This is a genomic window from Neptuniibacter sp. QD37_6 (assembly GCF_047778085.1).
GTDB lineage: Bacteria > Pseudomonadota > Gammaproteobacteria > Pseudomonadales > Balneatricaceae > Neptuniibacter.
In genome coordinates, this window is record NZ_CP180550.1 from 1,324,696 (window position 1) to 1,349,997 (window position 25,302).

Sequence of the window (25,302 nt, forward strand, 5' to 3'; positions counted from 1 at the left end):
TAACTCAATATAGACATTTTGTTTAAAAAGGGCGTGGTCGGCTTTCCTAGGAGCCAAAAGACCAGCCTTCGGCGTATGTTATATAACGTTGAGAGTCTTAAGTGGATAAGCCTATTTGGGCAAATTGCTCTATGGCTTACTTAACTTGACCATGATTAATCCATCAGTGTTGGTTTTTTTGCATGATCAATTCATCATTGTTTAAACGTACGTCGTTGTTTTTCGGTATTATCTGGTTTTCTTCGCTATATACATTGACTGTGGACTATAGCATGCGGGTTGTAGGCATTCTGTGATTTAGCTAAGGTCTCCGGTCAAACGGTCTGAAATAAAAAAGTTAGCAAGGGTAAATAGAGTGAGAGAACTGGAATTGATGGGAACGGTAGGTTGTCATCTTTGTGAAGTGGCAGAGCAGCTGATAGCATCTTCTGTGGATATGCAGGCGTATACTATTTATCAGGTCGACATTGCAGACGACGATGATTTGGTTGAACGTTATGGTGTTAAAATTCCAGTGTTGTTGGATTTAGAGAGTAAAGAGGAACTGGAGTGGCCTTTTGATCAATCCAAACTCCTAGAATTTCTTCAGCGTGTGTCTAATTGAGTCCAAAGAATTCGCATGTAGTTTGATAAACATCTTGCTGTAGTTGATCTAACTCTACGTCTCTTAGTTCAGCAACTTTTGTCGCTATGTGCGGCAGATAGATTGGAAGGTTGCGGCGAGATTTTGGTTTCGGTTTTATATCTCGTGGAAGAAGGTAAGGAGCATCCGTTTCAAGCATCAAACGATTGGAAGGAATGTCTTTGACCAGCTTTTGTAGATCTAATCCACGTCTTTCATCACAGATCCAACCTGTAATGCCAATGTGCATATCCAGATCAAGGTAGTTATAAAGCTCTACCTTAGTGCCCGTAAAGCAGTGTGCTACAGCATGGGGAATATGATCTCTATAGCTGTATAGCATCTCTAGTTGTTTTTTATGGGCGTCTCGCTCATGTAAAAACAGAGGCTGTCGGTGTGTACATGCGATTTCAAGTTGCTTTTCAAAAGCATTGATTTGCTGTTCCGGTGTAGAAAAATTTCGATTGAAGTCTAACCCCATCTCGCCCGCTGCGACGACACAGTCTTCTTTTAATAACGCGTTGAACTCTTGCAGTTGATTAGCTGTGTGATCTTTTGAGTAGTGGGGATGTACTCCAGCGGTGCAGTAGAGATGCTCAGGATGTTTTTGGCATAGCTCGATAGCTTGTAAGCTCTCTTCGAGCGTTGTGCCGGTAATGATTAAACGTTCAACACCCTGTTCTAATGCTTGCTGGATTACATCTCCCCTATCTTTATCAAAACTACTATCAGTAAGGTTAACGCCAATATCAATCCAGCAAGGATTAGTCATACAGATTTCTTCTTTAACTTTTGGTTATAAAGCGGTTTTCTTGCTTTGGTTAACGGCTAACAAGGCTATTTGCTTTTCGGTAAGTAAGCTGGCTTGTCGACCTTCTAAACGGTCATAAATCACCCGGAATGCTAATACATTTTGAACATATTTGCGTGTTTCTTTAAATGGAATAGTTTCAATCCAAATGTCTAAAGGAAGATCGCCGCGTTGTTTAAGCCACTTAGTTACACGGTGAGGGCCTGCATTATAGGCCGCTGCTGCATGGGCAGGGTTGTTATCGAATTTTTTCAGCATATCACCTAAGTAAGCAGAACCAAGAGTTATATTAATATCAGGTTTATCTAACTCTGCATTTTTCTTATACGGAACTTTATGCTTTTTGGCTGTAAGTTTGGCCGTTTGGGGCATTAACTGCATTAAGCCACGAGCGCCGACACGGGACGTGGCGTTATACAGGAATGCGCTTTCCTGGCGAGCTATAGCAACAGGGAAACTTAGATCGAGGTCGTTCTTAACCGCATGCTCTTTAAATAGTTTCGCATGAGGGTAAGGGAAGCGAAGATCTATATGATCCCAACGCTCAGTTTTCGCTGCATTGATAATCGCTTGTAGGTGCCAACCCCAAGAATTTGCTAGATACCCAGCAAGGTTCTTTTGCTGATCATCCATCTGAGAAAGGGCGAGATTCCATTCTCGATTGGCTTCGGTTAAACGGCCTAGTTTAAACAACTCACCAGCACGAGCCGCAGCGGGTAACTCGGCTAATTTATCTAATTGCTCTTGGGTCACGGCATCTGATTTAGCATTAAGCTGGAAAGAGCTTTGATTTAACTCTGCTGCCAAGAAACCGTAAAAGCTTCGGTCTTTTGCAACTTCGGCGATTTTATCTTTCTGATCAGTCTCGGGCTTTAGATGCCTTTCAGCAATGAGAGACCAGTATTGCCATTTAGAATCTTTTTTCTCTTCTTCATTTAGATGGCTAATTGCTTCGACTACGGTGTTCCAATCTTGCTTAGCCAGAGCATTTCGAATGCGTCGCTCGGTCAGTTCTTCGATGCGGAATTCAGGGTCGAGCAGCTTACTTAATTTGATCGCTTGGCTATGGTATTTCCAATTAAGGCGCTCACCCATGTACAGGCTAACTTTATCTTGATCAATCTGCGACATCAGTCTATCGCGCTTATTAATCCATGTTTCTGTAGCGGTAATCGGTTGCTTTCGATACCAGCGTTTATAGACGATAGCTGCGGCAATAGGGCGTTGTGCTTTATTAATTTTGTTTAAAGATGAACCACTAACGAGTTCTGGAGAGTTGTACAGTTTCCAGAAAAGCTCAGCTTGTTGTTTCTGTTTTTTATCTTTGATCTTTTTGGTTAGGTAGCGAGCGAGTTTGATCTCATTTTGCTCGACACTCATCCAGAAGCGTTGGAACGCTTCGTTGGATGTTGGGCGGCCTGTTGCCATCCAAGCTTTAAATAAAGGATCACACGCTTTGGGTTGTGATTTACCTATCATCCAGAGTGCACGGGCTTTCTTGAGAGCCACCTTTTTCTGTTTGGAATTACCATTTAGCAGCGCTGTGTGTTGGTGGCACTGATAGCGAACGCTGGATACAGGATGATTACTAAAATGCTTGCGGTAGGTAGACCATTTATTATTTTTTGCGAGATGATTTAGCCAAGTACGATTGAGCCGGTTGGCAATTGGTAACTCTGGGTATTTGTCGATAAACGCTGATATGTTTCCAGAATTGGACTTATAAAGTCTCTTTAGTTCGTACTGATAATCCAAATAAGGTGCTAAAGGGTAATCATTAAGTGCTTTTCGGGCCTTCTTAAAGGATTGCGTTTTGTTCTGTTTTATATAGGTTTCTGCTTGCAGAAATTGTTCGCGTTGTTGCTCGATAGAAGCATTTGAAAACGGTGCTGTAATGAGTAGCGATGTTAAAGTGAACACACCGGTTGTTGTTTGCCAAAAAGGTTTCATTTCCAAGCCCTATGAATAATCCATTATCAATTTATATGATAGTTTAGCGGCTTAATTAAATAATAATTTACCTGAATGCAGCATTTTCATGCATATCTGTCGAAAATGAGTAGAATAGCGGCCTCAATGAACAAAAGCTGACCTATCATGCCTCTGATTCGACTCGATAAAATATCCATGGCCTTTGGCGCCAAACCTTTACTAGATAACGTTGATTTCCAAATTGATCCCGGTGAAAGGGTTGCTTTGGTCGGTATGAATGGTGCTGGTAAATCAACACTGTTAAAGCTGGTTGCAGGTCACCACAAAGCTGATGGTGGTGAGTTTTGGGTTTCGCCAACGTGTCGAATCGCAGAATTACCTCAGGCTATGCCAGCGGCAGATGAGCGTTTAGTACGTGATGTAGTTACAGCAGGTTTGGGTGATATCCAAAAGCTACGTCAAGATTATGATGAGCTTGCTGCATCTGAAAATGCAGACATGAAGGTGCTGGATAAGCTTCAGCATCAGATTGAAGCGGTTGATGGTTGGCATTTAGAGCAGCGTGTTCAGCGCGTGATTGAGCAGTTGGATCTGCCTGGCGACAAATTAATGTCTGAGTTGTCAGGAGGTTGGCGACGTCGCACCGCCTTAGGTGCCGCGTTAGTTCAGAATCCTGATCTTTTATTACTCGATGAGCCTACCAACCATTTAGATATCGAGACTATCGAATGGCTAGAGCAGCAGCTGCTTGAATTTAAAGGTGGCTTGTTGATTATCTCTCACGATAGGGCGTTGGTAGATCGCTTGGCGACTCGTATAGTAGAGCTTGATCGTGGTGTGCTGTCATCGTTCCCTGGTAGCTATTCTGCTTATATGGATCTAAAGCAGAAAATGCTTGAGGACGAAGAGAAGCAGAATGCGCTATTCGATAAGCGTCTGGCTCAAGAAGAAACTTGGATTCGTCAAGGCATTAAAGCACGTCGAACCCGTAATGAAGGACGTGTTCGTGCCCTTAAAAAGATGCGTAACGAACGAGCTGATCGACGTGAACGCGGTGGCAAGGCTAAGTTCTCCCTAGAGGAGGCAGCTCGCAGTGGCAAGTTGGTTGCAGAGCTTAAAGATGTGTCATTAGGTTATGCTGGCAAACCATTGTTTAGTAATTTTGATTTTGTCTTGCAGCGCGGTGATCGCATCGGTCTTATCGGGCCAAATGGTGCCGGCAAGAGTAGTTTGTTGAGCGTGCTTCTTGGTAAGCAGTCTCCTGATCAAGGTGAAGTGAAGCTCGGTACGAATTTGAAAATTGCTTACTTTGACCAGTTACGTGCTCAAGTTGATCCAGAAAAAACAGTGATGGATAACATCGCTGAAGGTCGAGAGGGTATCAGTATCAATGGCCGAGACCGTCATCTGATAAGCTACTTGAATGACTTTATGTTTGCGCCTGAAAGAGCGCGAACGCCTGTAAAAGCGTTATCTGGTGGTGAGACAAACAGGGTTTTGTTAGCTAAGCTCTTTAGTCAGCCTGCAAACCTGTTAGTGCTGGATGAGCCGACCAACGATCTGGATATTGAAACACTCGAATTACTTGAAGAGATCATTCTAGATTTTGATGGCACAATTCTCCTTGTAAGCCATGACCGTTCATTCTTGGATAATGTGGTAACAAGTACCTTGGTGTTTGAAGGTAATGGCCAATTGAATGAATATGTAGGTGGCTATCAAGATTGGTTAAGGCAGCGCCCAGAGCCTGCCAAAGAAGAGTCTAAGCAACCTAAAGCTGAAAAGCCTCAAGCTAAAGAGGCGGCGTCTTCTCAGCCAGCGAAAAAGAAAAAGCTAAGTTATAAGTTGCAGCGTGAATTAGATGAACTCCCTGCTCAATTAGAGCAAGCTGAAACTACGTTGGAAGTGTTGCAAACAGAAACAGCTGCGCCAGATTTTTATCAGCAGGATCATGAATTCGTTAGTCAGAAATTAAGTGAGTTACAGGAACAGGAATCATTTGTGGAGCAGCTGATGGATCGTTGGGTTGAGCTGGAAGCGATGCAGGAAGGGGAGTAACCCCTTCCTAGTCTTGGTCCTGAATTCTTACTGCTAACACATCACACTTAGCGCCATGTAGTACGCCGTTTGCGGTTGAGCCGAGTAGAAGGGCAATGCCGTGGCGGCCGTGGCTGCCTACAATAACCAGATCTATCTCATAATCGTCGGCAAGTCTGTGGATTTCTGATTCTGTTTGACCTGTTACCACTAACTGTTCTGTAATTGGATAATCTAAAGAATCACAATAGCGCTTAAGTTTCTGATGAGCGTGTTTATCTAGTTGTTCCTGGATTGACGTTAGATCCATCGGAACATCGCCACCATAGGCAAAGCTTAGAGGCTCTATAACGTGAACGGCATAGAGTTGTGCGCCGTTCGCTTTTGCAAGTTCATAGGCTTTACTTTTTAGCTGCTCAGATTCGTTTGAGAGGTCTAATGCTAAAAGTATCTTGGAATAAGTTCCCATAACTGCATCTCCACTAGCAAAATGTTTAAGGCTGTTGAGAGTGACTTACAAACTCTTTTAACAGATTAGCATAGAGCGTTGTAGTGCGTACTCTGGTAAAATCGCGCCAACTGTTTTCTATCAATAATTTAATAGGTTGTGCGCATTCTTTGAGTTTTGTGCTGGTGGTGTACGATCTATTATTTAATGTTTCCGCGCGTACGGTAATTGGGCTGAGGGTTTAGTAATGGAATGGATGATAATCGTCCTGATAATGATGTCTTTGTTAGGCTCGATGATGTGGGTTATGCCCACTAAAAAGCAAAAATACCAAGCATCTCTTAGGCTTAAAGCAAAAGCGTTAGGCTTCCAAATCCAACTCGAAAAGATGAAACCACCTAGAGCGCAGGGCGAAATGGAACCAGACGAGCGCAATATGACGGCTTATCGGGTTTTGCGCGAAGGCTTGAGCCGTGAACAGAAGAATAGCTTCAATACCTGGCAAGTATTCCGAGTCGAGTCCATTGCTAATATTGGTTTGAATACTGGTTGGTGTTGGGCCCAAGGGGAACGCACTTTATCAGAGCCGCAATTAGATAAGTTAAATGCACTTTTGGAAGAGCTGCCAAAGGGGGTTTTCTCTTTAGAGTCTACGCCAGCTTATGTCGGTGTTCATTGGGATGAGGCAGGAAATAGTGATAACGGCGAAGAGATCATGGAATCCCTTTATCATCAGCTTAAAGAATTTAGTAAAGGGGGATTTTAATGTTACCACCAGTTGATGTTCCTACGGGCCGTTATCAGCACTATAAAGGACCTGAATATGTCGTTTTAGGTGTAGCGCGACATTCTGAAACGGAAGAGTGGCTGGTGGTCTACAAGCTTGGTTACGGCGATGAATCAACGTGGGTTCGCCCGTTAGATATGTTTGTTGAAACGGTCACTCTAGAAGATGGTTCTGTCGTCCCTCGTTTTAAAAAGATCGATTAAAGAAGGCGATCTAGGGAGTCAGCCAAGGTTCCTTTGGAGCGTGGTTTTCTTGGTTGGATCTCATTAATCAATTTATCTACGGTGTCCAAACGTGGTTTTTTAACCGTATGCGGGATATTAGCTCGTACTAGTAGAGCTTTTGCATGACGGTAATGAGAAATGGCAGTCATGGAATCTTCGTTATGTAAAAAACGATTACCTTGGCTTACATGGGCGTCAGCAACCACCGTGATGCGTAACCAATATAGTTCTTGTTTATAGCCTTGGGCTAGGGTGAGAGTAATCTTGCCGCCTCGTGCTAATTGAACTACCAGCTTCTCCGCAAAGTTGATATAGATCTGTGCGCGTTTTAAAGCTTTATCACTATCGAATACGTCAGGAGATGCAAACGCTTTATCCGCAGTATCTTTTTGCTGAGTTAGGGAGTTAAATAGTTCTGAGTCTGGTGCCAACATAGCAACTTCCTCAAGAAGAGAGGTTGCATGTTCATTAATCTTTTGAACAATTTCCGGTTTGCAGTCTGCTTCGCGTAGCACAGCAATGGCCTGCAGAATGTGCTCTGCCTGTCCTTTAAGCCAAGTAAGACGCTGATCTTTAGCGTCTTCCTGCTGCTCTCGAGTCGTAATTACAAAATTCACAGTAATGGCGACTAGGCCCACCACTGCAATAAGAATTACAAATAAAAGATTATCGTTAAGCATCAGTATTTTCTGGACGATTAAATTATTGTTAATTATGGTGAATATTGTGGCTTGTAAGTGCTGATAGGTAAAGTTCTTGTTGATCCATTGGTCTACTTTTATCGCAATTGCTGCTTGACCACAGCATTCTCAACACTTATATATGCTCCCAAATATTATTGTTAGTTAAGCGCTAAACTCAAATGTGAGCAGTTTTTGCACAGTAATACCGTGACAAGTTGCAAAAATAGATAGTTCGTCAGCGTTTAACCATGTAGCCCGAGGAAAGAAGGACGCTATGGGAAAATCCCTGGTAATCGTGGAATCACCCGCGAAAGCGAAGACCATTAACAAATATCTGGGTAATCAGTACGTTGTAAAATCCAGTGTGGGTCATATTCGCGACCTGCCAACTAGTGGCAGTACTAAAAAGAGCGATCCGAAAGAACGGGCTCGCCAAGCGGCTCTGACGCGTAAAATGTCGCCTGAACAAAAGGTTATACATAAAAAGAAGAAGGCGCGTGAGCAGCTTATTGGGCGTATGGGGATCGATCCTGATAAAGGGTGGGATCCGCATTACGAGATCCTTCCGGGTAAAGAGAAGGTTGTTGATGAACTTAAACGTCTAGCTAAGAATGCTGACGAAATCTATCTTGCAACCGATTTGGACCGCGAAGGGGAAGCGATTGCATGGCACTTGCGTGAAGCGATTGGCGGTGATGATACGCGTTACCGTCGTGTTGTCTTCAACGAGATTACGAAAAAAGCGATCTCTGAAGCATTTGAGCAGCCCTCTGCACTGGATATGGACCGAGTCAATGCTCAGCAGGCGCGCCGATTCCTTGATCGCGTCGTAGGCTATATGGTTTCTCCGTTACTTTGGGAAAAAGTGGCACGTGGTTTATCAGCCGGTCGAGTTCAGTCGGTGGCCGTTAAGTTGGTCGTAGAGCGCGAAAAAGAGATTCGAGCATTCATTCCTGAAGAATTTTGGGAAGTGCAGGCTGATACGCTCACGAAGGATAAGGTTGCACTGAAACTACAGGTACATCGAATAAACGGCGAAACTTTCCGTCCAGGTTCAGAAGAAGAAACTAAAGCGCACCTAGAACAGCTGCGTTCGGCTTCATTTGAAGTGATCAGCCGTAAAGATAGGCCAACCAGCAGTAAGCCTTCAGCTCCATTTATCACATCAACATTGCAGCAGGCTGCGAGTACACGCCTTGGTTTTGGTGTTAAGAAAACCATGATGATGGCGCAGCGTTTGTACGAAGCGGGTTATATCACCTATATGCGTACAGACTCGACAAACCTAAGTGCGGAAGCAGTTGGGAACTGTCGTGAGTACATAGGTGATCATTTCGGTACTAAATACCTACCTGAAACACCTAACAGCTTTAGCAGTAAAGAGGGCGCTCAAGAGGCCCATGAAGCGATTCGTCCATCTGATGTTAATGTGGAAGCCACTGCGCTTAAAAACATGGACAGAGACGCTGAGCGCTTATACGAGCTTATTCGTCGTCAGTTCTTGGCTTGTCAGATGACTCCTGCGAAATTCCTAAGCACGCGTGTAACTGTGTCTGCCGGTGACTTTGAATTAGTTACCAAAGGTCGAATCTTACAGTTTGATGGTTACACACGTGTTATGCCAGCTAAGGGCAAAGGTGAAGAAGATATTATCCTGCCAGATGTTCAAGCTGGCGATAATCTAAATTTAGTTGATCTGTTGCCGAAGCAGCATTTTACGAAACCGGCTCCTCGTTTCACTGAAGCAAGCCTTGTTAAAGAGCTTGAAAAGCGAGGAATTGGTCGTCCGTCGACCTATGCGGCAATTATTTCTACGATCCAAGATCGTGGCTATGTAGAAGTTCAGAATCGACGTTTCTATGCTCAAAAAATGGGCGATATTGTTACAGAGCGTCTAGGTGAGAACTTCTCTGACCTGATGGATTACAGCTTTACAGCTCGTATGGAAGAAAGTCTTGATGATGTGGCTGAAGGCAGTGCTGATTGGAAGGCGTTGTTAGATCAGTTTTATGCTGATTTCTCCTTGAAGCTGGAAGAGGCACAGGATGCAGAGAACGGTATGCGTCCTAATGCTCCTACAGAGACGGATATCTCTTGTCCTGATTGCGGCCGGGATATGATGATCCGTACGGGTAGTACTGGTGTATTCCTGGGCTGTTCTGGCTATAGCTTGCCTCCAAAAGAGCGTTGTAAGTGTACGATCAACCTAGTGTCTGGTGACGAAGTTGTTAGCGCTGATGGCGATGATGAAGAAGAGTCTCGCATTCTACGCAAGAAACATCGTTGTAACCTATGTGGTTCTGCAATGGATTCTTATCTTATCGATGAAAATCGTAAGTTGCATGTATGTGGTAATAACCCTGATTGTTCCGGTTTTGAAGTTGAGAAGGGTGAATACCGCATCAAAGGCTATGATGGTCCTGTTCTAGAATGTGATAAGTGCTCAGCTGAAATGCAGCTTAAGACCGGTCGTTTTGGTAAATACTTCGGCTGTACTGAGTGTAAAAATACCCGTAAGTTGTTGAAAAATGGTGAGCCTGCGCCACCTAAGATGGATCCTGTTCCAATGCCTGAGCTTCAGTGCGAAAAGGTTGAGGATACTTACATCCTGCGTGATGGTGCGTCTGGTTTGTTCTTGGCAGCAAGCCAGTTCCCGAGAAACAGAGAAACACGTGCTCCGAAGATTGTGGAAATACTGCCACATCGGGCTGAGATTGATCCTAAATATGAGTTTTTATTCAGTGCGCCTAAAAATGACTCTGAAGGCAATCTGAGTGTGATTCGCTATAGCAGAAAGACTAAAGAGCAGTACGTTATGACTGAGGTCAATGGTAAAGCGACTGGTTGGCGTGCATTCTATCGCGATGGTAAATGGGTCGAAGAAGAGACCCGTAAAAAAGCGAAGAAGAAATAGTCGGGGATTTATGAGCGGTATATATCAGGGACGCACGAATCAAAAGTTGAGCTTTACACGACTTCATCTAGAGCAGCTTAAAAAAGCGCAAGATGACACCAGTTGGAGTAAGCATGCATTGATAGAGTCTTATAACGAATCAGTGTTATTCCACCTGACGTCAGCCTACGATGCATTTTTACGCGAAATTGCTGAATGGTATAAAGTCGATACGGAAACCTTTCGAGGTTATCGTGCGTTAGCTGCTGAAATGGGTAAGACTGGCGTCGAAAGCCCTGAATTGAGACAGTTAAGCAACCTAGAGTCCGATGATTCATCTTGGTTGCATAAAATGATGTCTGCTTATGAAGCATGCTGGCATGGTTCTGATGCTAAACAGACTGTGACTGAAACTAGCAGTGTTTCTGAAATACATGTGTTGCAGATCAATCCTGATCATGCAGAGGATGGTGAAATCATTACTGAGTATCAAACTTGGTTTGATTCACTGTCTGAATTAGTTAATCGCCTTAGAGAAGGCATGCAAGAGTGGTAAATTAAGTGTCAGGACTAACACCCGAGACTGTACTTGAAATAATCGAACTTGATGAAGGCGGCTTAGCAATCCGAAATATGGATAGCGATGAAGAGCCGATTATTAAAGTTAATTTTTCTGATGCGCTTAAAGAACAATTAAGTGATCAATATTTAGATGTCGCTCGCGTTATGTTAACTGCAGGCATTCAGATGATGGCAGAATCTGGGGTGGGCTTAGAAAAAGAGCCTGAAGAAGAAATTCCACCAACTATCCATTAATTAAGCTCCGATAATGAGCTCCTCTAGGGTAAAGCTCATTATTGGGGTGATATTACTTCGGTTAGGCGCCTTAACCAGCTAGAGAAATACCCTTAGCTATGTTGACGGCGTCTAATAATAATTCCATGACTTTGACCTTTCTTAGCGGCGCTTTCTAAGTCGTTAAACTCTTCATCGTTTAAGTATCCAGGCCATGAAATGACAGCGTGGCTAGTGCCAGTGCTTAGGGCCTGTTTAGCAAGCTCAAAGGTGCTATGTTTGTTATCTGGGTTTAGCAGAATGACTTTATTAAGATCAATGCCAGCTTCAATCAGAAGGTTTTTCGGTAACAGAACTGGCGGAGCAATCCACACAAACCAGCGATCATCCTGACTTAGTTGTGCAAGCAATGGCATCAACATTGGGATGTTAGAAAAATTTTCATCTTGGACAACGATTTCAGTCATCGTGCCTGCTAACTGATTAGTTGGCTTCTGCTTAGCGAAAAATTTTTCATTTGCAGATGTGTTCTGCATGATTGGTGCTGTTTGGCTTGCGTGAAATGCCATCATGGTTAGTTACCTCTACGAATAACGCCTACGCTTAAACCTTCTATTGCCAGTGGTTGTTCGTTTAAATCCACTACAATCGGTTCAAACTCTTCATTTTCAGCATTTAGATAAACGATGTTACCTTCACGCTTGAAGCGTTTTACGGTGACTTCATCTTCTATTCGAGCGACTACAATCTGCCCATCCTTTGCTGTTTGGCATTGGTGTACTGCTAGTAGATCACCGTCCATGATGCCTACATCTTTCATACTGCTGCCTTTCACCCTTAAGAGATAATCCGCCTTAGGGTGGAAGAAGTCAGAGGAAATTGTGCAGTGATCTTCAACATGCTCTTGAGCAAGTATTGGCGATCCTGCTGCTACCTGACCAACAATAGGTAGGCCGCTATTTTCCTCTTCTAATTCAGGTACTCTGATGCCGCGAGAGGTACCCGGAATGATTTCGATAGCGCCTTTTTTGGCAAGCGCTTTTAAGTGTTCTTCAGCTGCATTGGCTGATTTAAACCCTAAATCGCGTGCAATATCTGCGCGAGTAGGTGGGTAGCCGGTATCGCCAATATGACGCTTTATGCAATCCAGAACTTCCGTTTGTCGTTTAGTCAGCTTCATGATCATGTCTGTTTGTTTATACAGTATGTGTATTTTTATACAGTATTTTTGGTTTGTAAAGCAACTTATGTTTTTTTATACAGTATTTTTGTTATTAAACAGCCAGAACTGGTAGAATCTCGACTAGATTTTTGATGGATTACGGTTTTGTTAGATAAGCAACTCAAGCAAACAATACAGCAGGCCTACAGTACTTTTCTCAATAACAGAGGATTGAAGTCTCGCTATGGCCAGAAGTTGATGATTGCGGAGGTTGCGAAAACACTAGGTGCTATTACTGCCAATTCCGAGGGCGAAAGAACGGGTGGTCAGCATATCTGTGTTACTGAGGCAGGTACTGGTACGGGTAAGACAATGGCCTACCTTTTGGCTTCAGTTCCTATCGCCCAGCAACGCAAAAAGAAAGTCGTTGTTTCTACAGCAACAGTTGCTCTTCAAGAACAGCTTATTCTTAAAGACCTCCCTCAGCTGATTAGTGATGCCGGTATTAATCTGACTTATGGTTTAGCTAAAGGCCGAGGACGTTATTTTTGTATTTCCAATGCAGAGAAAGTACTGGAGCAACAGAATGAGTTAGGTCAAATTGCATTGTATGAAGATGAAGTTGCTCAAAAACTTCAGGCCTCAGATATTGACGAGGTTAAATCTCTACTCAGTCACTATGCCTCGGGTGAGTGGGATGGCGATAGGGATTCTTTAAAGAATACAGTGCCTGATGCTGTTTGGCGGTTGTCTACTAGTGACCATATGCAGTGTACAAATCGTCGTTGCAGCAACTTTTCAATCTGTCCATTCTTTAAGGCGAGACAAGAATTGGATAAATGGGATCTGATAGTTGCCAACCACGATCTTGTTTTAGCTGATCTCTCTCTTGGTGGCGGAGCTATTCTTTCACCGCCGGAAGATACCATCTATGTCTTTGATGAAGGCCACCATTTAGGCACTAAAACCACGGGGCATTTCTCTTATAGCTTACGTGTCAAATCTAGTATTCGTTGGATGAGTAAAGCGACGCGCAGTCTCAATAAATTATTGAATGATGCGTCTGATCATATAGTACTTCGAAATTATATCGAGAAGTTGGCTAATCCTTTTGCAGATATGGAAATTGCCTTGAAGGAAGTCCAGCTGCTTCTAAATCAAATACTAGAAGACAAACTTCAGGGACCTAGTGACCGCTATCGTTTTGCGCAAGGGATGATTCCTGAACCATTACAGTTGTCCTTTCATAATTTTGCTCAGGCTGCAGAGCGAGTCGTTTTAAAATTTGAGCAGATTGTTGATCTGCTTAAAGAAGGGATGGATGGTGAGCTAGCTGATCTGCCCCTAGCTATCTGTGAAACTTGGTATCCGCAGATGGGAGTGCTTTTATCCCGTATGCAATCGATGTATTGGTTAGCTAAGTCTTACGCTGCATCCGATTCGACTGCAGGGTTGCCTACGGCACGCTGGATAGCGAAAGTAGACGGTATTGATGGAATCGATATTGAGTGTTGCAGTAGCCCGGTGTCAGCAGCTGAAACTTTGCAAGAGCATCTCTGGAAAAATTGTTATGGTGCTGTTATCACTTCGGCTACGTTAACCGCGCTAGGACGTTTTGACCGGCTGTATGCTGATCTTGGGATACCAACCGATAGTCCTTGTAATATCTTTATGAGTCCATTTGATTTCCAAAATGCGGCCGAATTGCATGTTCCTGCAATGAAGACTGATCCAGGAAATCCTGATGATCACAATGAAGAGATATCGGCAATGATATTGCCTATCTTGCAGGAGGGTAGTGCATCGTTGGTGTTATTTAGCTCCTGGCGTCAGATGCGGTATGTTCTTGAGCGTATGCCTGCTAGTATAACAGCAGATATTCTTGTGCAAGGTGAACTTGCAAAGCATGAAATCTTGCGACAACACCGAGAGCGTATCGATGCTAGCAGACCAAGTATTATTTTTGGTTTAGCTTCTTTTGCTGAAGGTGTAGATTTACCTGGTGATTACCTTAAGCATGTAATTATCACTAAGTTGCCATTTGGGGTCCCGGATGATCCAGTTGAGGCAACTTATGGTGAATGGTTAGAATCTCAAGGGCGTAACCCTTTTCAAGAATGGGTTATCCCGATGGCTTCAATGCGTCTCACTCAGGCTACAGGGCGTTTACTACGAACTGAGAGTGATAGCGGCAAAATAACATTGCTTGATCGACGGTTTATTACCCGTCGTTATGGAAAGCAGCTCTTAGCCGCTTTACCGCCTTATCGGCGAAATTTTTCTTAGGAATTGTTGAATTGAGTACAGAAAATAAATCAGTTGAGCAGACTGAAAGTGCAAACAAAAAAAGAAATTCATCTGCACGTAAGCCTCAACGACGTCGTCGTTACAACAACCGCTCTAAAGCTACGTCTTGGAACCCAGAACAATTCGTCGTGCCTGAAGTAGAAGGTAAAAAACGTTTCTTAGATTTTAATCTGCCGGATGATGTCCTTCATGCAGTTCATGATCTTAAATTTGAATACTGTACAGGGATTCAAGCTGAAACTATTCCTGCTGCACTTGCTGGCAAAGATATCATTGGCAAAGCACAGACAGGTACAGGCAAAACTGCAGCATTTCTTCTAGGTATCGTTACAGATTTGATTGACTACCCGTTAGACGAGAAACCGCGTTTAGCAGAACCTCGTGCTTTGGTCGTTGCGCCTACACGCGAGCTAGCACTGCAAATTGCTGAAGACGCTAAAGGCCTAGCTAAGTACACAGGTTTACATATTGTTAGCCTTGTTGGCGGTATGGATTATGAAAAGCAGCGCCAAAACCTTAAACGTAAGCCAGTTGATATCTTAGTAGCTACACCTGGACGATTAATTGATTTCATCAATCGTAAGGATGTCGACCTATGGAATGTTGAGGTGCTTGTTCTCGATGAAGCGGATCGCATGCTGAGCATGGGCTTTATCCCAGATGTAAGAACTATTGTTCGTAACACGCCGCGTAAAGGTAGTGATCGACAGACACTACTTTACAGTGCAACGTTTACGGATGAAGTACTTAACCTTGCAGAACAGTGGACTTTGGATGCGGTTAAAATCGAGATCGCACCAGAAATCAAAACAACGGACAATGTTAGCCAGACCGTTTATTTAGTCTCTGGCGAGCAAAAGTATCGTTTGCTTCGTAATTACATGGATAAGGATCACGCGGAGAAGGTTATCGTTTTTGGTAACCGCCGTGATGAGACGCGTAAGCTAGCAGACCGTCTATGTAAAGATGGAATCAAAGCAGCGCTTATGTCTGGTGAAATCCCTCAGCAAAAACGCGTTAGAACCTTAGAAGATTTCCGCAGTGGTCAAATTCAGGTGCTAGTTGCGACCGATGTCGCAGGTCGTGGTATCCACATTGATGGTGTTACTCACGTATTTAACTATCAGCTGCCAGAAGACCCTGATGACTATGTTCACCGTATCGGTCGTACAGGTCGTGCCGGTGCCACAGGCGCATCTATCTGCTTCGCATGTGAAGATGATTCCTTCCTGATCCCAGAGATTGAAGCTGAAACAGGCGTTAAACTGGAATGTGTTCACCCTGAAGCAGAGCTTTTAGCTGAGCCAAAGTCTGCTGTTTCTGAACCTGCAATGGAAGAAGCACCTGAAACTACTGCTGAAGCTCCTGTTACAGAAACAGAGGGCGAAGAATCAACCGTTGAACAATCACCGGTTGACGAAGCAGAGCTTGAAGAGAAAAAGGTTGAAGAAACTGGCGAAGATAAAACGGCTGAAGTAACGCCTGAAGCTGTTCAGGAACCAAAGGCTGACCTAGTGGAAGAAAAAACAAACGAAGACGTAGCTGATGAAAGTGCGGTTGAGCCTTTTGCAGCTGAAGAATCTTCGGTTGAGACAGTAATTAACCCTGAAAGTGATGTTGAAAGTGACAGATCAGGACAAACACAAAACTAATCGTATCGCCTCTATTGCTGCAGTTGTTTTCAGCGCAGTCATTGCAGCTTTAGGTGTGGCAGGTTATCAGCGGACGGAAGACCCATTGCAGCTTATGCTTTTTTTAGGCTTGGCTGCTTTGGGCTATCTAATCGTGATTTACCTGTTTAAAGGTGTCAATAAAGTCCTAGATAGTATGGACGATTCGGAAAAATAGTTGATAGAAGCGAAATTTATCTATGTCTGATATTCGTAAGGTTGCAGTGCTAGGTGCAGGTAGCTTTGGCACGGTGATAGCGAACATTGTCGCTGATAATGGTCATAAAGTTAGTTTGTGGTTACGTGATCAGGAAAGAGCTGATCATATCAACGAGTATCATGAGAACCCTCGTTACCTCCCAGGCTATCAACTTTCTAAAAATATCTCTGCATCTAGTTCCTTGGAAGATGTTCTACTTGATGCTGATCTAGTTTTTGTTTCTATTCCGAGTCAGTCCTTTAGGCAAGTTATTGAGCAGGCTAAGTCTTGGTTGAAGCCGCAGCAGATGCTGGTAAGTACAACCAAGGGGATTGAAGCTAAGACATTTAGCTTGATGAGCGAGATCCTGACAGAAGAGGTACCTGATGCTCGTATTGGTGTCTTAAGTGGACCTAATCTGGCAAAAGAGGTGGCTGCTAAGCAGTTAACTGCAACGGTAATCGCCAGTGATTCTGAGGATTTACGAACTTTGGTTCAGAATATCCTGCATAGTGCTTACTTCCGTGTTTATGCTAGCTCAGATACCTATGGTGTTGAACTTGGCGGTACACTAAAGAACATTTACGCAATAGCTGCGGGTTTGAGTGCGGCACTTGGTATGGGCGAAAACACCAAGAGTATGTTAATGACACGTAGCTTGGCTGAGATGAGTCGTTTTGCTGTGTGTATGGGGGCAAACCCTATGACATTTATCGGCCTCGCAGGTGTAGGTGATTTGATTGTAACCTGTATGTCGCCTTTAAGTCGTAATTACCGTGTTGGCTATGCGTTAGGTGAGGGTAAAACCTTAGATGAAGCCGTTGAAGCATTAGGGCAAGTTGCCGAAGGTGTAAACACGATCAAGCATGTCAAAGAAAAAGCTGCTGCAATGGGTGTGTATATGCCACTTGTTGCAGGTTTATATGAGGTTGTTTTCAATCATGCTCCGGTTGCTCAGGTTGTTAAGATGCTGATGATGAGTGAACAAAGTACAGATGTTGAATTTGTTCTACCTCGAGAGGGTGCATGAAGTTCTTTCTGATGCGCCATGGTGAAGCAGAATTTTTTGCTGAATTTGATGCTCAGCGCAAATTAACTTCTGAGGGTGTTAACAGGCTTACATCAAGATTGGAGGTAGCTACACCTTATCTTGAAGATGTGGATTGTGTTATCCATAGTCCCTATGTGAGAGCCTGCCAGACTGCAGAAATAGTTAATCAGCAGTTAGGTGAGGTGGAGCAGTTTATTTCGGAGTTTTGGACGCCAGAATCTGATCCTGCGACTGCTTTAGCCTTTCTAGAAAACTTTGCAAGTCGTTGTCCACTCGTGGTTACGCATATGCCCTTAATCTCTTATGTAGAAGCAATCTGCTGTGAAGGGAGTTCAAATAATCCTGCGGCATTCAGTTGTGGTGAAATAACCCAGCTGGAAGCTGATTGGCCAGCAGCTGGGCTTGGCCGCCTAGTTCGACGTATCTAACTGTTTGATCACGTCACTACTTTTCTTATCTTCAAGGTCTTTTTGCATAAACTGCTGGTTAAGCTGCTGCAGATCTAAATTATTCAGATAAGTACTCATCGCAATCTTCATTATCTTATCCCGCTCAACATTACGATTTGTATAGTCATAGGCGATAGCTAAGTTTCTGTAGTAATGCAATGCAGGGTTAACTTTAATCTTTTCTTCTGTCCATTGAGCATACAATTTGGCAGGATCAGGATTATTTTGACTAATCCCTATAAACATATTCCTTCGTAGCAGTAAGAAGGTGGCGTATTCTTCAAAGTACTGTGATTTAAGTGAAGACTGCAGATAAGTAGGAGCTTTTTGGCCTGAATGAAAATAATTAATTAATCCTGCATTCCCGACTTGGGCTTGTACTAGAGTATTTGTAGTAACTAATGTAATAACAGTCGTGATTAGAGGGATAGTAGTGCTTGCGGATTTTGATAATATGGAGGTCGTATAGGTCCTTTTACCTGATTGGTGAACTAAAAATAAAATTGTCACTAATAAGAACCAAGGAGTATTTGAAATATAAAAGGGAAGCTCTACCTGGGTATGTAAAGTAATGGGAATGAGCAAAGCCGCGTAACCAAATCCTCTTTGCCATCCAAGTTTAGTTAATTGGATGAGTGTATAAAGTGCTGCTGTTAATATACCAAAAATAGCAAAGGTACCACCTTCAATTAGCCAAAATATGAACTCATTGTGAGGGTGAGTGAACTTAGGAGATTTACCTAGGCTATTTTTCCCTTCTGATTGGACTTCCACCCGCTTATCCTGAAAAACCTTTTGAAAGCTACCAAGCCCGTGACCAAAAACTGGAGCTTCGGTATATAGTTCCCACGATATTTCATAAATGCTCCAGCGGATATCTTGCTTCATAATACGATCAAATTTATTTTTTGTTTCTCCGATACCCTGACTGCCCGCTAAGCCTCCGGTAAGTGAGGCAATTAATACAAGGGTCAAGATGACCTTTGATTTTGCATATATTTTCCAGCGGCCTATGAATAATAAAGTTAATGCTAATGTAATTCCGAGAGTTCCTACTCTAGAACCACTGTAGGCGATGTTATAGCTAGCAGCCATGGCAGTAATTATTAAGGCAACTATGATGATAGGGTTTTTATTTTTGCTTAAAGGGCGCCCAACTAAGTAAAAAACGAGGGTTAAAACCGTTGCCATTACACTTGCTTGGATATTGACCTGTTGAAACGTGCCTATCGGAATCAGTTTAGGGCTGTGAGGAATAAGGCCTGGCAGTATTGGGGGAGTTTTAGTTTGTATAACGCCATAAGTAGCAGCAATTAACCCCATTGATAAAAGGATATATAGAGTTCTTTCTATCTGTCTTGAAGTTAATTCGAATTGATAAAGAGCTATAAAAAAAAGATATCCTCCGCATATAACAGAAAGCCTTACTAACCACTCTGCAGGATTATTATTATTTGCAATGTAACTTGTAACAATGGCGCATAACGGCAGTAGAGCCAACGCTAGCCAGTACCTGGGTAAAATGATTTGTTCATTTTTATAAATTAGAATGCCGGCAGCAGCAATGACCCAGCTAGCGACAATCCATAAGCTACTGTTATGAGGGATACTTAACCCTTCACCTCCCAAGTTATGTTGGTAATAAAAAGGGGCGACAAGGAACATTATTCCAAACAGTACAAAAAAGACTTTTTGTGGCTTTTTCAGGGAAGGATCCTTTTCCAGTTCAAGTCGTAGAGTCATGCTTTGTAAGTTCCAATTACTTTCTTTAACTGGGATCTTATCGTAATTTCGGTTTATAGTACCTAACTGATTATCGTCAATAGGGTTTTTTCTACCTATGCTCCAAAAAGTTAGTTTTGATATACATATTCCTGGTTACACCATCGCAGCTATTGAATATGGAGATCCTGATGGAACTCCAGCGGTTGCGTTACATGGTTGGCTGGATAATGCAGCTAGCTTTTATTGCTTAGCACAAAGTCTCAAAGGAATAAGATTAATCGCAATAGATTTAGTTGGTCATGGACGATCAGACCACCGGCCAGATGTAATGCCTTATTACATTTGGGATAACGTTACGGATCTTCACTCTGTTTTAGACGCGCTTTCTCTTAATAAAGTAAGCCTTATTGGACATTCTATGGGGGCGAGTATTGCGATGCTGTTTGCTAGTGCCTTTCCTGAAAGGGTCGAACGATTAATGTTGATAGAAGGGTTGGCGCCTCTTTTTTATGAAGAGGAGCAATTACCTCAGTTATTTTCAGATGCTGTTATTAAGCGTAGCAAGATGGTTTCGAAAACCTTACGCCCTTATTTAACCTACGAGGATGCTATTCAGGCTCGTATGAATGGTCGTTGGCCCGTTTCTCGAGAAGCGGCAGAAGCTCTCCTAGATCGTGGACTATCAAGAACGGAAAGAGGCTATATTTGGAGCAATGATCCAAAACTGATGATGCCTTCTTTGGTTCGATTTAGTTTTTCTCAGATCTCTTCTTTTGTTAAATCCGTAAGATCAGAAGCTATAGTTATAAGAGGGTCGAATGGTGCAGCAGATAGCATCATTAATCCTTGGTTGAGAGACTTTTATCATGCCGAAGTGATTGATATGGAAGGAGGGCATCATTTGCACTTAGAGCCTAAACCTGCAGCTTTGTTGGCTGAACGTATAAATCAATGGGCATGAAGCACCATTATCAGTGTTACGTTTTCAGGAGTATGGAATGCGTTTATTAGTACCTTGGTTGTTTTTTGTTTTTTCTATGAATGTTCAGTCTGCTTCCGATGTTAGAGGCAGCGGCGACTATGGCTCATTTGAGCGTTTTCCTCGATCAACTATTGTTCAATATAAAGTGATAGAAAACGCCGATTACCGTTTCGTTTTGGGTGGGTTGGAGAAAATTAATGGCGTTATTGCCCCTGAAAAAGAAGAGCGCTTAAACGGTAAATTGTTTCAACTGACCTACCGCATTCCTCAAAATCATTCCTCCGATGAAGCATTCCAATTTTTCTCAGCGCAGTTAGAGGAGCAGGGAGCAGTCGAGCAATTTAATTGTGAGGGGCGGGCATGCGGTAGCAGTAATCAATGGGCGAATACCATTTTTAAGTATTCGAGATTATACGGTATTGATACCACTCAACGAGTAGCTAGCTTCAAGCTTAATCAACGTTACTTCGCTTTGTATTCAGTCCAGAGAGGCAACAAAAAAGTTTATTTACGATTAGATGTTTTGGAAATGGCTTCTGATCGTTCTGTTTCAGATAAGAGTGAGTTGGTTCAAGAGTATGTTGATACTGAAGAAGGCTTCCAAAAACTTTTAGCCTTCATTCAAAATACTCCTAAGCAACAAATTTGGATTGTTTCTGCCGATTTTACAGCTGGTTCCTATCAGGAAAAACTTAATAGTGCGCTGGAGCATGGTAATCAGTTAAAAACAAAGTTAATCACTAATGGCGTTTTGGCTGAGCAAGTGAATGTACACCCCGTTGGAGCTTTTGGAACAAAGTCAAAAACGGGTGATGTAACAATCATGATTTATAAAGAAGAGCTTTAATAAGCTCAAAGGAGATCGAACGCTAACTTAATTTTTCCTAGCTTTAAGTGCTTAGGAGGTCATTATGGCAACAGTTTCATTAGTTCTTGGTAGTGGTGGAGCGAGAGGATATGCCCATATCGGAGCGATTGAAGAGATAGAGCGTCGAGGATATGAGATCGTATCCATCTCAGGAAGCTCAATGGGTGCCTTAGTGGGAGGAATGCACGCTGCCGGGAAATTAAACGAATATAAAGAGTGGGTAACCAGCCTCAACTGGATGAGAGTGGTTAGGTTATTAGATTTTACCCTGTCACGAGGGGCTATTCGTGGCGACAAAATATTTGTGCAGTTGGCTGAAATTTTAGGTTCGCCTAATATCGAAAATTTTGAGATTGATTTTACAGCTGTGGCTGCTGATATAGCTCATCAAAAAGAGGTTTGGTACCAAAAAGGCCCTCTACTTGACGCCATTCGTGCGTCCGTTGCTGTTCCAGGTTTATTTACTCCCGTCGTCAAAGAGGGGAGAGTGCTGGTTGATGGTGGCATACTAAACCCTCTTCCAATCATCCCCGTTGTTGCTGCTCAAGCTGATCTTATTATTGCGGTAGATTTGAATACGGGTGATTCCAGCCATAGTCATCTGAAGTTACCCAGTAATCAGTACTTAAAACGCAGCGGTATGAGTGATGAATGGCATATGCCAGATGTGAATGCTGCTGAAGGCAGTGAAGATGTTACTGCCGATCAGCCGACAGAGATCGGAGGGCGTATGGATGTCCTACTTAACTCTGTGGAGGTGATGCAGGCGAGTTTAGCTGAATATAAAATTGCCGGTTACCCGCCTGATTTACTTGTACGTATTCCTAAAGACCTATGTAGCTTTTATGAATTTCATCGTGCAACAGAGGCCATTGAGTATGGGCGGCTTGCAACGCGAGATAGGTTGGAAGCGTTAGAAAACGGTGATCCAATCAATTAGCTATTTATCTCGTTTAAGCAAAACGTAAAGGGCTCCAGCGCCACCATCTTTGGCCTGTGCGGAACAGAATGCGAGTACTCCGTTTAGGCGTTTTAACCACTCGTTGACGTAAGATTTAATCATTGCTTGCTGGCTTTCTGATGAATGCGCTTTGCCATGTACGACAATGACGCATCTCGCCTTGTTTCTTCTCGCTTCAAAAATAAATTTACTAAGCTGATCGCGGGCTTGATCAACTGTGTATCCGTGAAGATCTAAACCCTGTTCCCAAGGGATATGCCCTTGTTTAAGGCGTTTTAGAACACGAAGTTGTACCCCGGGGTTCGCAAATAAAAGTTCTTCGCTAGATTCCACCAACTCTACCGCTTCATCGGATAAACCATCGATAACCTTATCTTCCTGCTGAGTAGCAGCTTGGCGACGGTATTGCTTGTTATGAAGATCACTCTTTGATGTCTTTATCTGGGTATCAGCTTTGTCATGCTTATGGCGGGTTACGCCTTCCATTGCCGACATAAAGTCGATGTCTTCATTCTCACGGGGGTCTTTCATGGTGTTCCTGTGCGAGTTTTATTAATATTGCCCTTTAAATTTAACAAAATATCGGTCCAGACTGAATGAGCGAGCAAGCTTTAACTTCAAACTCTATAACTAATCAGTTACACGGCGTACGTGATTACATCCGTTATGCGATGAGTCAATTTGCGCAACATAAGGTTTATTTTGGTCATGGTACTGACAATGCGTGGGATGAAGCTACTCAGCTAGTATTAGGGGCAGTTTATCTTCCATGGGATGTGAACCCTGCAGTTTTGGATGGTCGCCTTACAGAGGAAGAAAAAGAGCGGGTGATCTCTTTTATCCATCAGCGTGCGGTAGAACGTAGACCTCTGCCATACATTATTGGTGAATCTTGGTTCTGCTCATTGCCTTTCTTTGTTGATGAAAGAGTGCTGATTCCACGATCACCTATTGCTGAGTTGATTGAAAGTCAATTTAGCCCATGGCTGCGAGAAGGTCCGGTTGAACGTATTTTGGACCTGTGTACGGGTAGTGGTTGTATTGGTTTAGCCTGCGCTTATGCCTTCGAAGAAGCGGAAGTCGATTTGGCCGATATCTCTTCTGATGCTATCGATGTTTCTAACATCAATATTGCTAAGCATGAGATGGGTGATCGTGTTCAAGCTATTGAAAGTGATCTGTTTTCTAACTTACAGGGTAAGAAGTATGATCTGATTGTTAGTAATCCTCCTTACGTGGACGAAAGCGATTTGGCTTCAATGCCGGAGGAATACGATCATGAGCCAGAACTCGCATTAGGTTCTGGTCCTGATGGTTTGGATATTACCCGTCAGATTCTTGCACAAGCGAATGATTATCTAACTGAAGATGGCCTTTTGGTGGTTGAAGTGGGTAATAGTGAAGTGCACATGATGGAGAAATACCCACAGATTCCTGTAATCTGGTTAGAGTTTGAACGCGGTGGTAATGGTGTGTTTGCGATTACTGCTAAGGAACTGCGCCAACATCGGGATTGTTTGGTATAATCCCGCCCCTGAATTTTTAAGAACGTTTTGGATGGAATACTGCGATGTCAGGAAATAGTTACGGTAAGCTGTTTACAGTCACTACATTTGGTGAGAGCCACGGTAAGGCTCTTGGCTGTATTGTTGATGGTTGCCCTCCAGGCATCGAGCTTTCTGAAGCTGATCTGCAGTTAGATTTAGATCGCCGTAAGCCGGGTACATCTCGTCATACAACTCAGCGTCGTGAAGCTGATGAAGTAGAGATTTTATCGGGTGTCTTCGAAGGAAAAACTACAGGTACTCCAATTGGCTTGTTGATCAAAAATACCGATCAACGTTCTAAAGATTACTCCAATATAGAAGAGACGTTCCGTCCAGCTCACGCTGACTACGTTTACACGCATAAATATGGTTTCCGTGATTACCGTGGTGGCGGCCGTTCATCTGCGCGTGAGACTGCGATGCGCGTTGCAGCAGGTGCTATTGCGAAAAAGTATTTAGCGTCTAAAGGTATCGAAGTTAAAGGTTACCTATCTCAATTAGGTCCTATTGCCATTAACGAAGCTAACTTTGATTGGAACGAAGTACCGAACAACCCATTCTTCTCGCCAGATGCTGAAGCCGTTTCTGAGATGGAAACTTACATGGATGCGCTTAGAAAAGAGGGTAACTCTGTAGGTGCGAAAATCTCTGTAGTGGCTTCAGGCGCTCCAGTTGGTTTAGGTGAGCCGATTTTCGATCGACTTGATGCAGATCTTGCTCATGCTTTGATGAGCATCAACGCTGTAAAAGGTGTTGAGATTGGTGATGGCTTTGATTGTGTTGCCCAAAAAGGCACAGAGCACAGGGATGAGATGACACCGGAAGGTTTCTTATCGAACCATTCGGGTGGTATTTTAGGTGGCCTATCAACAGGTCAAGATATCGTTGCGCATATTGCGTTGAAACCGACTTCTAGCTTACGTTTGCCGGGACGCAGTATTAACAGCCGTGGTGAAGAGATTGAAGTTGTGACTAAAGGTCGTCACGACCCTTGCGTAGGTATTCGAGCGACACCAATCGCCGAAGCGATGATGGCAATTGTGTTGATGGATCACTTACTACGTGATCGAGCACAAAACGCAGATGTTAAATCTGAGATACCTGTTATCACCTGATATTAAAATTCGCCAATCGAATCTAGGAAAGGAT

The 25,302-nt window shown here is 43.2% G+C and carries 24 protein-coding genes and 1 pseudogene; 17 read left to right on the forward strand and 8 right to left on the reverse strand.

Annotation, left to right across the window (positions count from 1 at the left end):
* Window positions 1–355 precede the first annotated feature (355 nt).
* Window positions 356–604 carry a glutaredoxin family protein gene (locus tag ACMXYO_RS06120; protein ID WP_415887650.1) on the forward strand — a complete coding sequence of 83 codons (249 nt, stop codon included), beginning with the start codon at window positions 356–358 and terminating at the stop codon, window positions 602–604.
* Here the strand turns inward: ACMXYO_RS06120 and ACMXYO_RS06125 are convergent.
* Window positions 597–1,394, reverse strand: coding sequence for a TatD family hydrolase (locus ACMXYO_RS06125; protein WP_415887651.1), 798 nt, complete (start codon window positions 1,392–1,394; stop codon window positions 597–599). The two genes, ACMXYO_RS06120 and ACMXYO_RS06125, sit on opposite strands and share 8 nt — an antisense overlap.
* A gap of 24 nt (window positions 1,395–1,418) precedes the next feature.
* Window positions 1,419–3,383, reverse strand: a complete 1,965-nt coding sequence (locus ACMXYO_RS06130; protein WP_415887652.1) for a transglycosylase SLT domain-containing protein — start codon at window positions 3,381–3,383, stop codon at window positions 1,419–1,421.
* 147 nt (window positions 3,384–3,530) lie between these two features.
* On the opposite strand from ACMXYO_RS06130, the gene ACMXYO_RS06135 reads away from it, so the two are divergent.
* The gene (locus ACMXYO_RS06135) at window positions 3,531–5,423 is read left to right on the forward strand and encodes an ATP-binding cassette domain-containing protein (RefSeq protein ID WP_415887653.1); all 1,893 of its coding nucleotides are present in this window, start codon (window positions 3,531–3,533) and stop codon (window positions 5,421–5,423) included.
* A gap of 7 nt (window positions 5,424–5,430) precedes the next feature.
* Here ACMXYO_RS06135 and ACMXYO_RS06140 read toward each other — a convergent pair whose 3' ends face one another.
* A complete protein-coding gene (locus tag ACMXYO_RS06140) occupies window positions 5,431–5,871 on the reverse strand; it encodes a universal stress protein (RefSeq protein WP_415887654.1) in 441 nt (146 codons plus the stop codon).
* Window positions 5,872–6,097: 226 nt separating this feature from the next.
* Between ACMXYO_RS06140 and ACMXYO_RS06145 the strand changes: the two genes are divergently transcribed.
* Window positions 6,098–6,616 carry a hypothetical protein gene (locus ACMXYO_RS06145; RefSeq protein WP_415887655.1) on the forward strand — a complete coding sequence of 173 codons (519 nt, stop codon included), beginning with the start codon at window positions 6,098–6,100 and terminating at the stop codon, window positions 6,614–6,616.
* A complete protein-coding gene (locus ACMXYO_RS06150) occupies window positions 6,616–6,840 on the forward strand; it encodes a DUF1653 domain-containing protein (RefSeq protein ID WP_415887656.1) in 225 nt (74 codons plus the stop codon). The genes ACMXYO_RS06145 and ACMXYO_RS06150 overlap by 1 nt, the downstream gene beginning before the upstream one ends.
* Here the strand turns inward: ACMXYO_RS06150 and ACMXYO_RS06155 are convergent.
* Window positions 6,837–7,541, reverse strand: a complete 705-nt coding sequence (locus ACMXYO_RS06155) for a DNA topoisomerase I (RefSeq protein WP_415887657.1) — start codon at window positions 7,539–7,541, stop codon at window positions 6,837–6,839. The genes ACMXYO_RS06150 and ACMXYO_RS06155 overlap by 4 nt on opposite strands.
* A 277-nt stretch (window positions 7,542–7,818) precedes the next feature.
* On the opposite strand from ACMXYO_RS06155, the gene topA reads away from it, so the two are divergent.
* From topA to ACMXYO_RS06170, 3 genes are read left to right on the forward strand one after another with little or no spacing between them, the layout of a single operon-like run.
* Window positions 7,819–10,458, forward strand: coding sequence for a type I DNA topoisomerase (gene topA, locus ACMXYO_RS06160; RefSeq protein WP_415887658.1), 2,640 nt, complete (start codon window positions 7,819–7,821; stop codon window positions 10,456–10,458).
* Between the two features lie 10 nt (window positions 10,459–10,468).
* A complete protein-coding gene (locus ACMXYO_RS06165; protein ID WP_415887659.1) occupies window positions 10,469–10,993 on the forward strand; it encodes a DUF6586 family protein in 525 nt (174 codons plus the stop codon).
* A 5-nt stretch (window positions 10,994–10,998) separates the two neighbouring features.
* Complete coding sequence (locus ACMXYO_RS06170; protein ID WP_415887660.1) at window positions 10,999–11,253, forward strand: hypothetical protein; 255 nt, start codon at window positions 10,999–11,001, stop codon at window positions 11,251–11,253.
* A 92-nt stretch (window positions 11,254–11,345) separates the two neighbouring features.
* Here ACMXYO_RS06170 and ACMXYO_RS06175 read toward each other — a convergent pair whose 3' ends face one another.
* Together ACMXYO_RS06175 and lexA are read right to left on the reverse strand one after the other, a co-directional pair.
* Complete coding sequence (locus ACMXYO_RS06175) at window positions 11,346–11,804, reverse strand: cell division inhibitor SulA (protein WP_415887661.1); 459 nt, start codon at window positions 11,802–11,804, stop codon at window positions 11,346–11,348.
* Window positions 11,805–11,806: 2 nt separating this feature from the next.
* Window positions 11,807–12,415 carry a transcriptional repressor LexA gene (gene lexA / locus ACMXYO_RS06180; protein WP_415888076.1) on the reverse strand — a complete coding sequence of 203 codons (609 nt, stop codon included), beginning with the start codon at window positions 12,413–12,415 and terminating at the stop codon, window positions 11,807–11,809.
* A gap of 144 nt (window positions 12,416–12,559) precedes the next feature.
* On the opposite strand from lexA, the gene dinG reads away from it, so the two are divergent.
* From dinG to sixA, 5 genes and pseudogenes are all read left to right on the forward strand, one after another.
* On the forward strand, window positions 12,560–14,680 hold the full coding sequence (dinG, locus tag ACMXYO_RS06185; RefSeq protein ID WP_415887662.1) for an ATP-dependent DNA helicase DinG: 2,121 nt from the start codon (window positions 12,560–12,562) through the stop codon (window positions 14,678–14,680).
* A gap of 11 nt (window positions 14,681–14,691) precedes the next feature.
* A pseudogene (locus ACMXYO_RS06190) lies at window positions 14,692–15,999 on the forward strand (DEAD/DEAH box helicase); the annotation flags it as partial.
* A gap of 325 nt (window positions 16,000–16,324) precedes the next feature.
* Window positions 16,325–16,549, forward strand: a complete 225-nt coding sequence (locus ACMXYO_RS06195; RefSeq protein ID WP_415884097.1) for a hypothetical protein — start codon at window positions 16,325–16,327, stop codon at window positions 16,547–16,549.
* Between the two features lie 22 nt (window positions 16,550–16,571).
* A complete protein-coding gene (locus ACMXYO_RS06200) occupies window positions 16,572–17,600 on the forward strand; it encodes an NAD(P)H-dependent glycerol-3-phosphate dehydrogenase (RefSeq protein WP_415887663.1) in 1,029 nt (342 codons plus the stop codon).
* Window positions 17,597–18,049 (forward strand): phosphohistidine phosphatase SixA, encoded by a 453-nt coding sequence (gene sixA, locus ACMXYO_RS06205; RefSeq protein ID WP_415887664.1) that lies wholly within the window; start codon window positions 17,597–17,599, stop codon window positions 18,047–18,049. The genes ACMXYO_RS06200 and sixA overlap by 4 nt, the downstream gene beginning before the upstream one ends.
* Here sixA and ACMXYO_RS06210 read toward each other — a convergent pair.
* Window positions 18,032–19,813 carry a Wzy polymerase domain-containing protein gene (locus tag ACMXYO_RS06210; RefSeq protein WP_415887665.1) on the reverse strand — a complete coding sequence of 594 codons (1,782 nt, stop codon included), beginning with the start codon at window positions 19,811–19,813 and terminating at the stop codon, window positions 18,032–18,034. The two genes, sixA and ACMXYO_RS06210, sit on opposite strands and share 18 nt — an antisense overlap.
* A 97-nt stretch (window positions 19,814–19,910) precedes the next feature.
* Between ACMXYO_RS06210 and ACMXYO_RS06215 the strand changes: the two genes are divergently transcribed.
* The 3 genes from ACMXYO_RS06215 (at window position 19,911) to ACMXYO_RS06225 (ending at window position 22,585) form a co-directional block, all read left to right on the forward strand.
* Window positions 19,911–20,756, forward strand: coding sequence for an alpha/beta fold hydrolase (locus tag ACMXYO_RS06215; RefSeq protein WP_415887666.1), 846 nt, complete (start codon window positions 19,911–19,913; stop codon window positions 20,754–20,756).
* A gap of 37 nt (window positions 20,757–20,793) precedes the next feature.
* The gene (locus ACMXYO_RS06220; RefSeq protein ID WP_415887667.1) at window positions 20,794–21,624 is read left to right on the forward strand and encodes a DUF4892 domain-containing protein; all 831 of its coding nucleotides are present in this window, start codon (window positions 20,794–20,796) and stop codon (window positions 21,622–21,624) included.
* Window positions 21,625–21,688: 64 nt separating this feature from the next.
* A complete protein-coding gene (locus tag ACMXYO_RS06225; protein WP_415887668.1) occupies window positions 21,689–22,585 on the forward strand; it encodes a patatin-like phospholipase family protein in 897 nt (298 codons plus the stop codon).
* Here ACMXYO_RS06225 and ACMXYO_RS06230 read toward each other — a convergent pair whose 3' ends face one another.
* Window positions 22,586–23,137: a Smr/MutS family protein gene (locus tag ACMXYO_RS06230; protein WP_415887669.1), complete on the reverse strand. Its 552-nt coding sequence runs from the start codon at window positions 23,135–23,137 to the stop codon at window positions 22,586–22,588.
* Window positions 23,138–23,202: 65 nt separating this feature from the next.
* Between ACMXYO_RS06230 and prmB the strand changes: the two genes are divergently transcribed.
* Together prmB and aroC are read left to right on the forward strand one after the other, a co-directional pair.
* Window positions 23,203–24,132: a 50S ribosomal protein L3 N(5)-glutamine methyltransferase gene (gene prmB / locus ACMXYO_RS06235; RefSeq protein WP_415887670.1), complete on the forward strand. Its 930-nt coding sequence runs from the start codon at window positions 23,203–23,205 to the stop codon at window positions 24,130–24,132.
* A gap of 44 nt (window positions 24,133–24,176) precedes the next feature.
* On the forward strand, window positions 24,177–25,268 hold the full coding sequence (aroC, locus tag ACMXYO_RS06240; RefSeq protein WP_415887671.1) for a chorismate synthase: 1,092 nt from the start codon (window positions 24,177–24,179) through the stop codon (window positions 25,266–25,268).
* The last annotated feature ends 34 nt before the right edge of the window (window positions 25,269–25,302 follow it).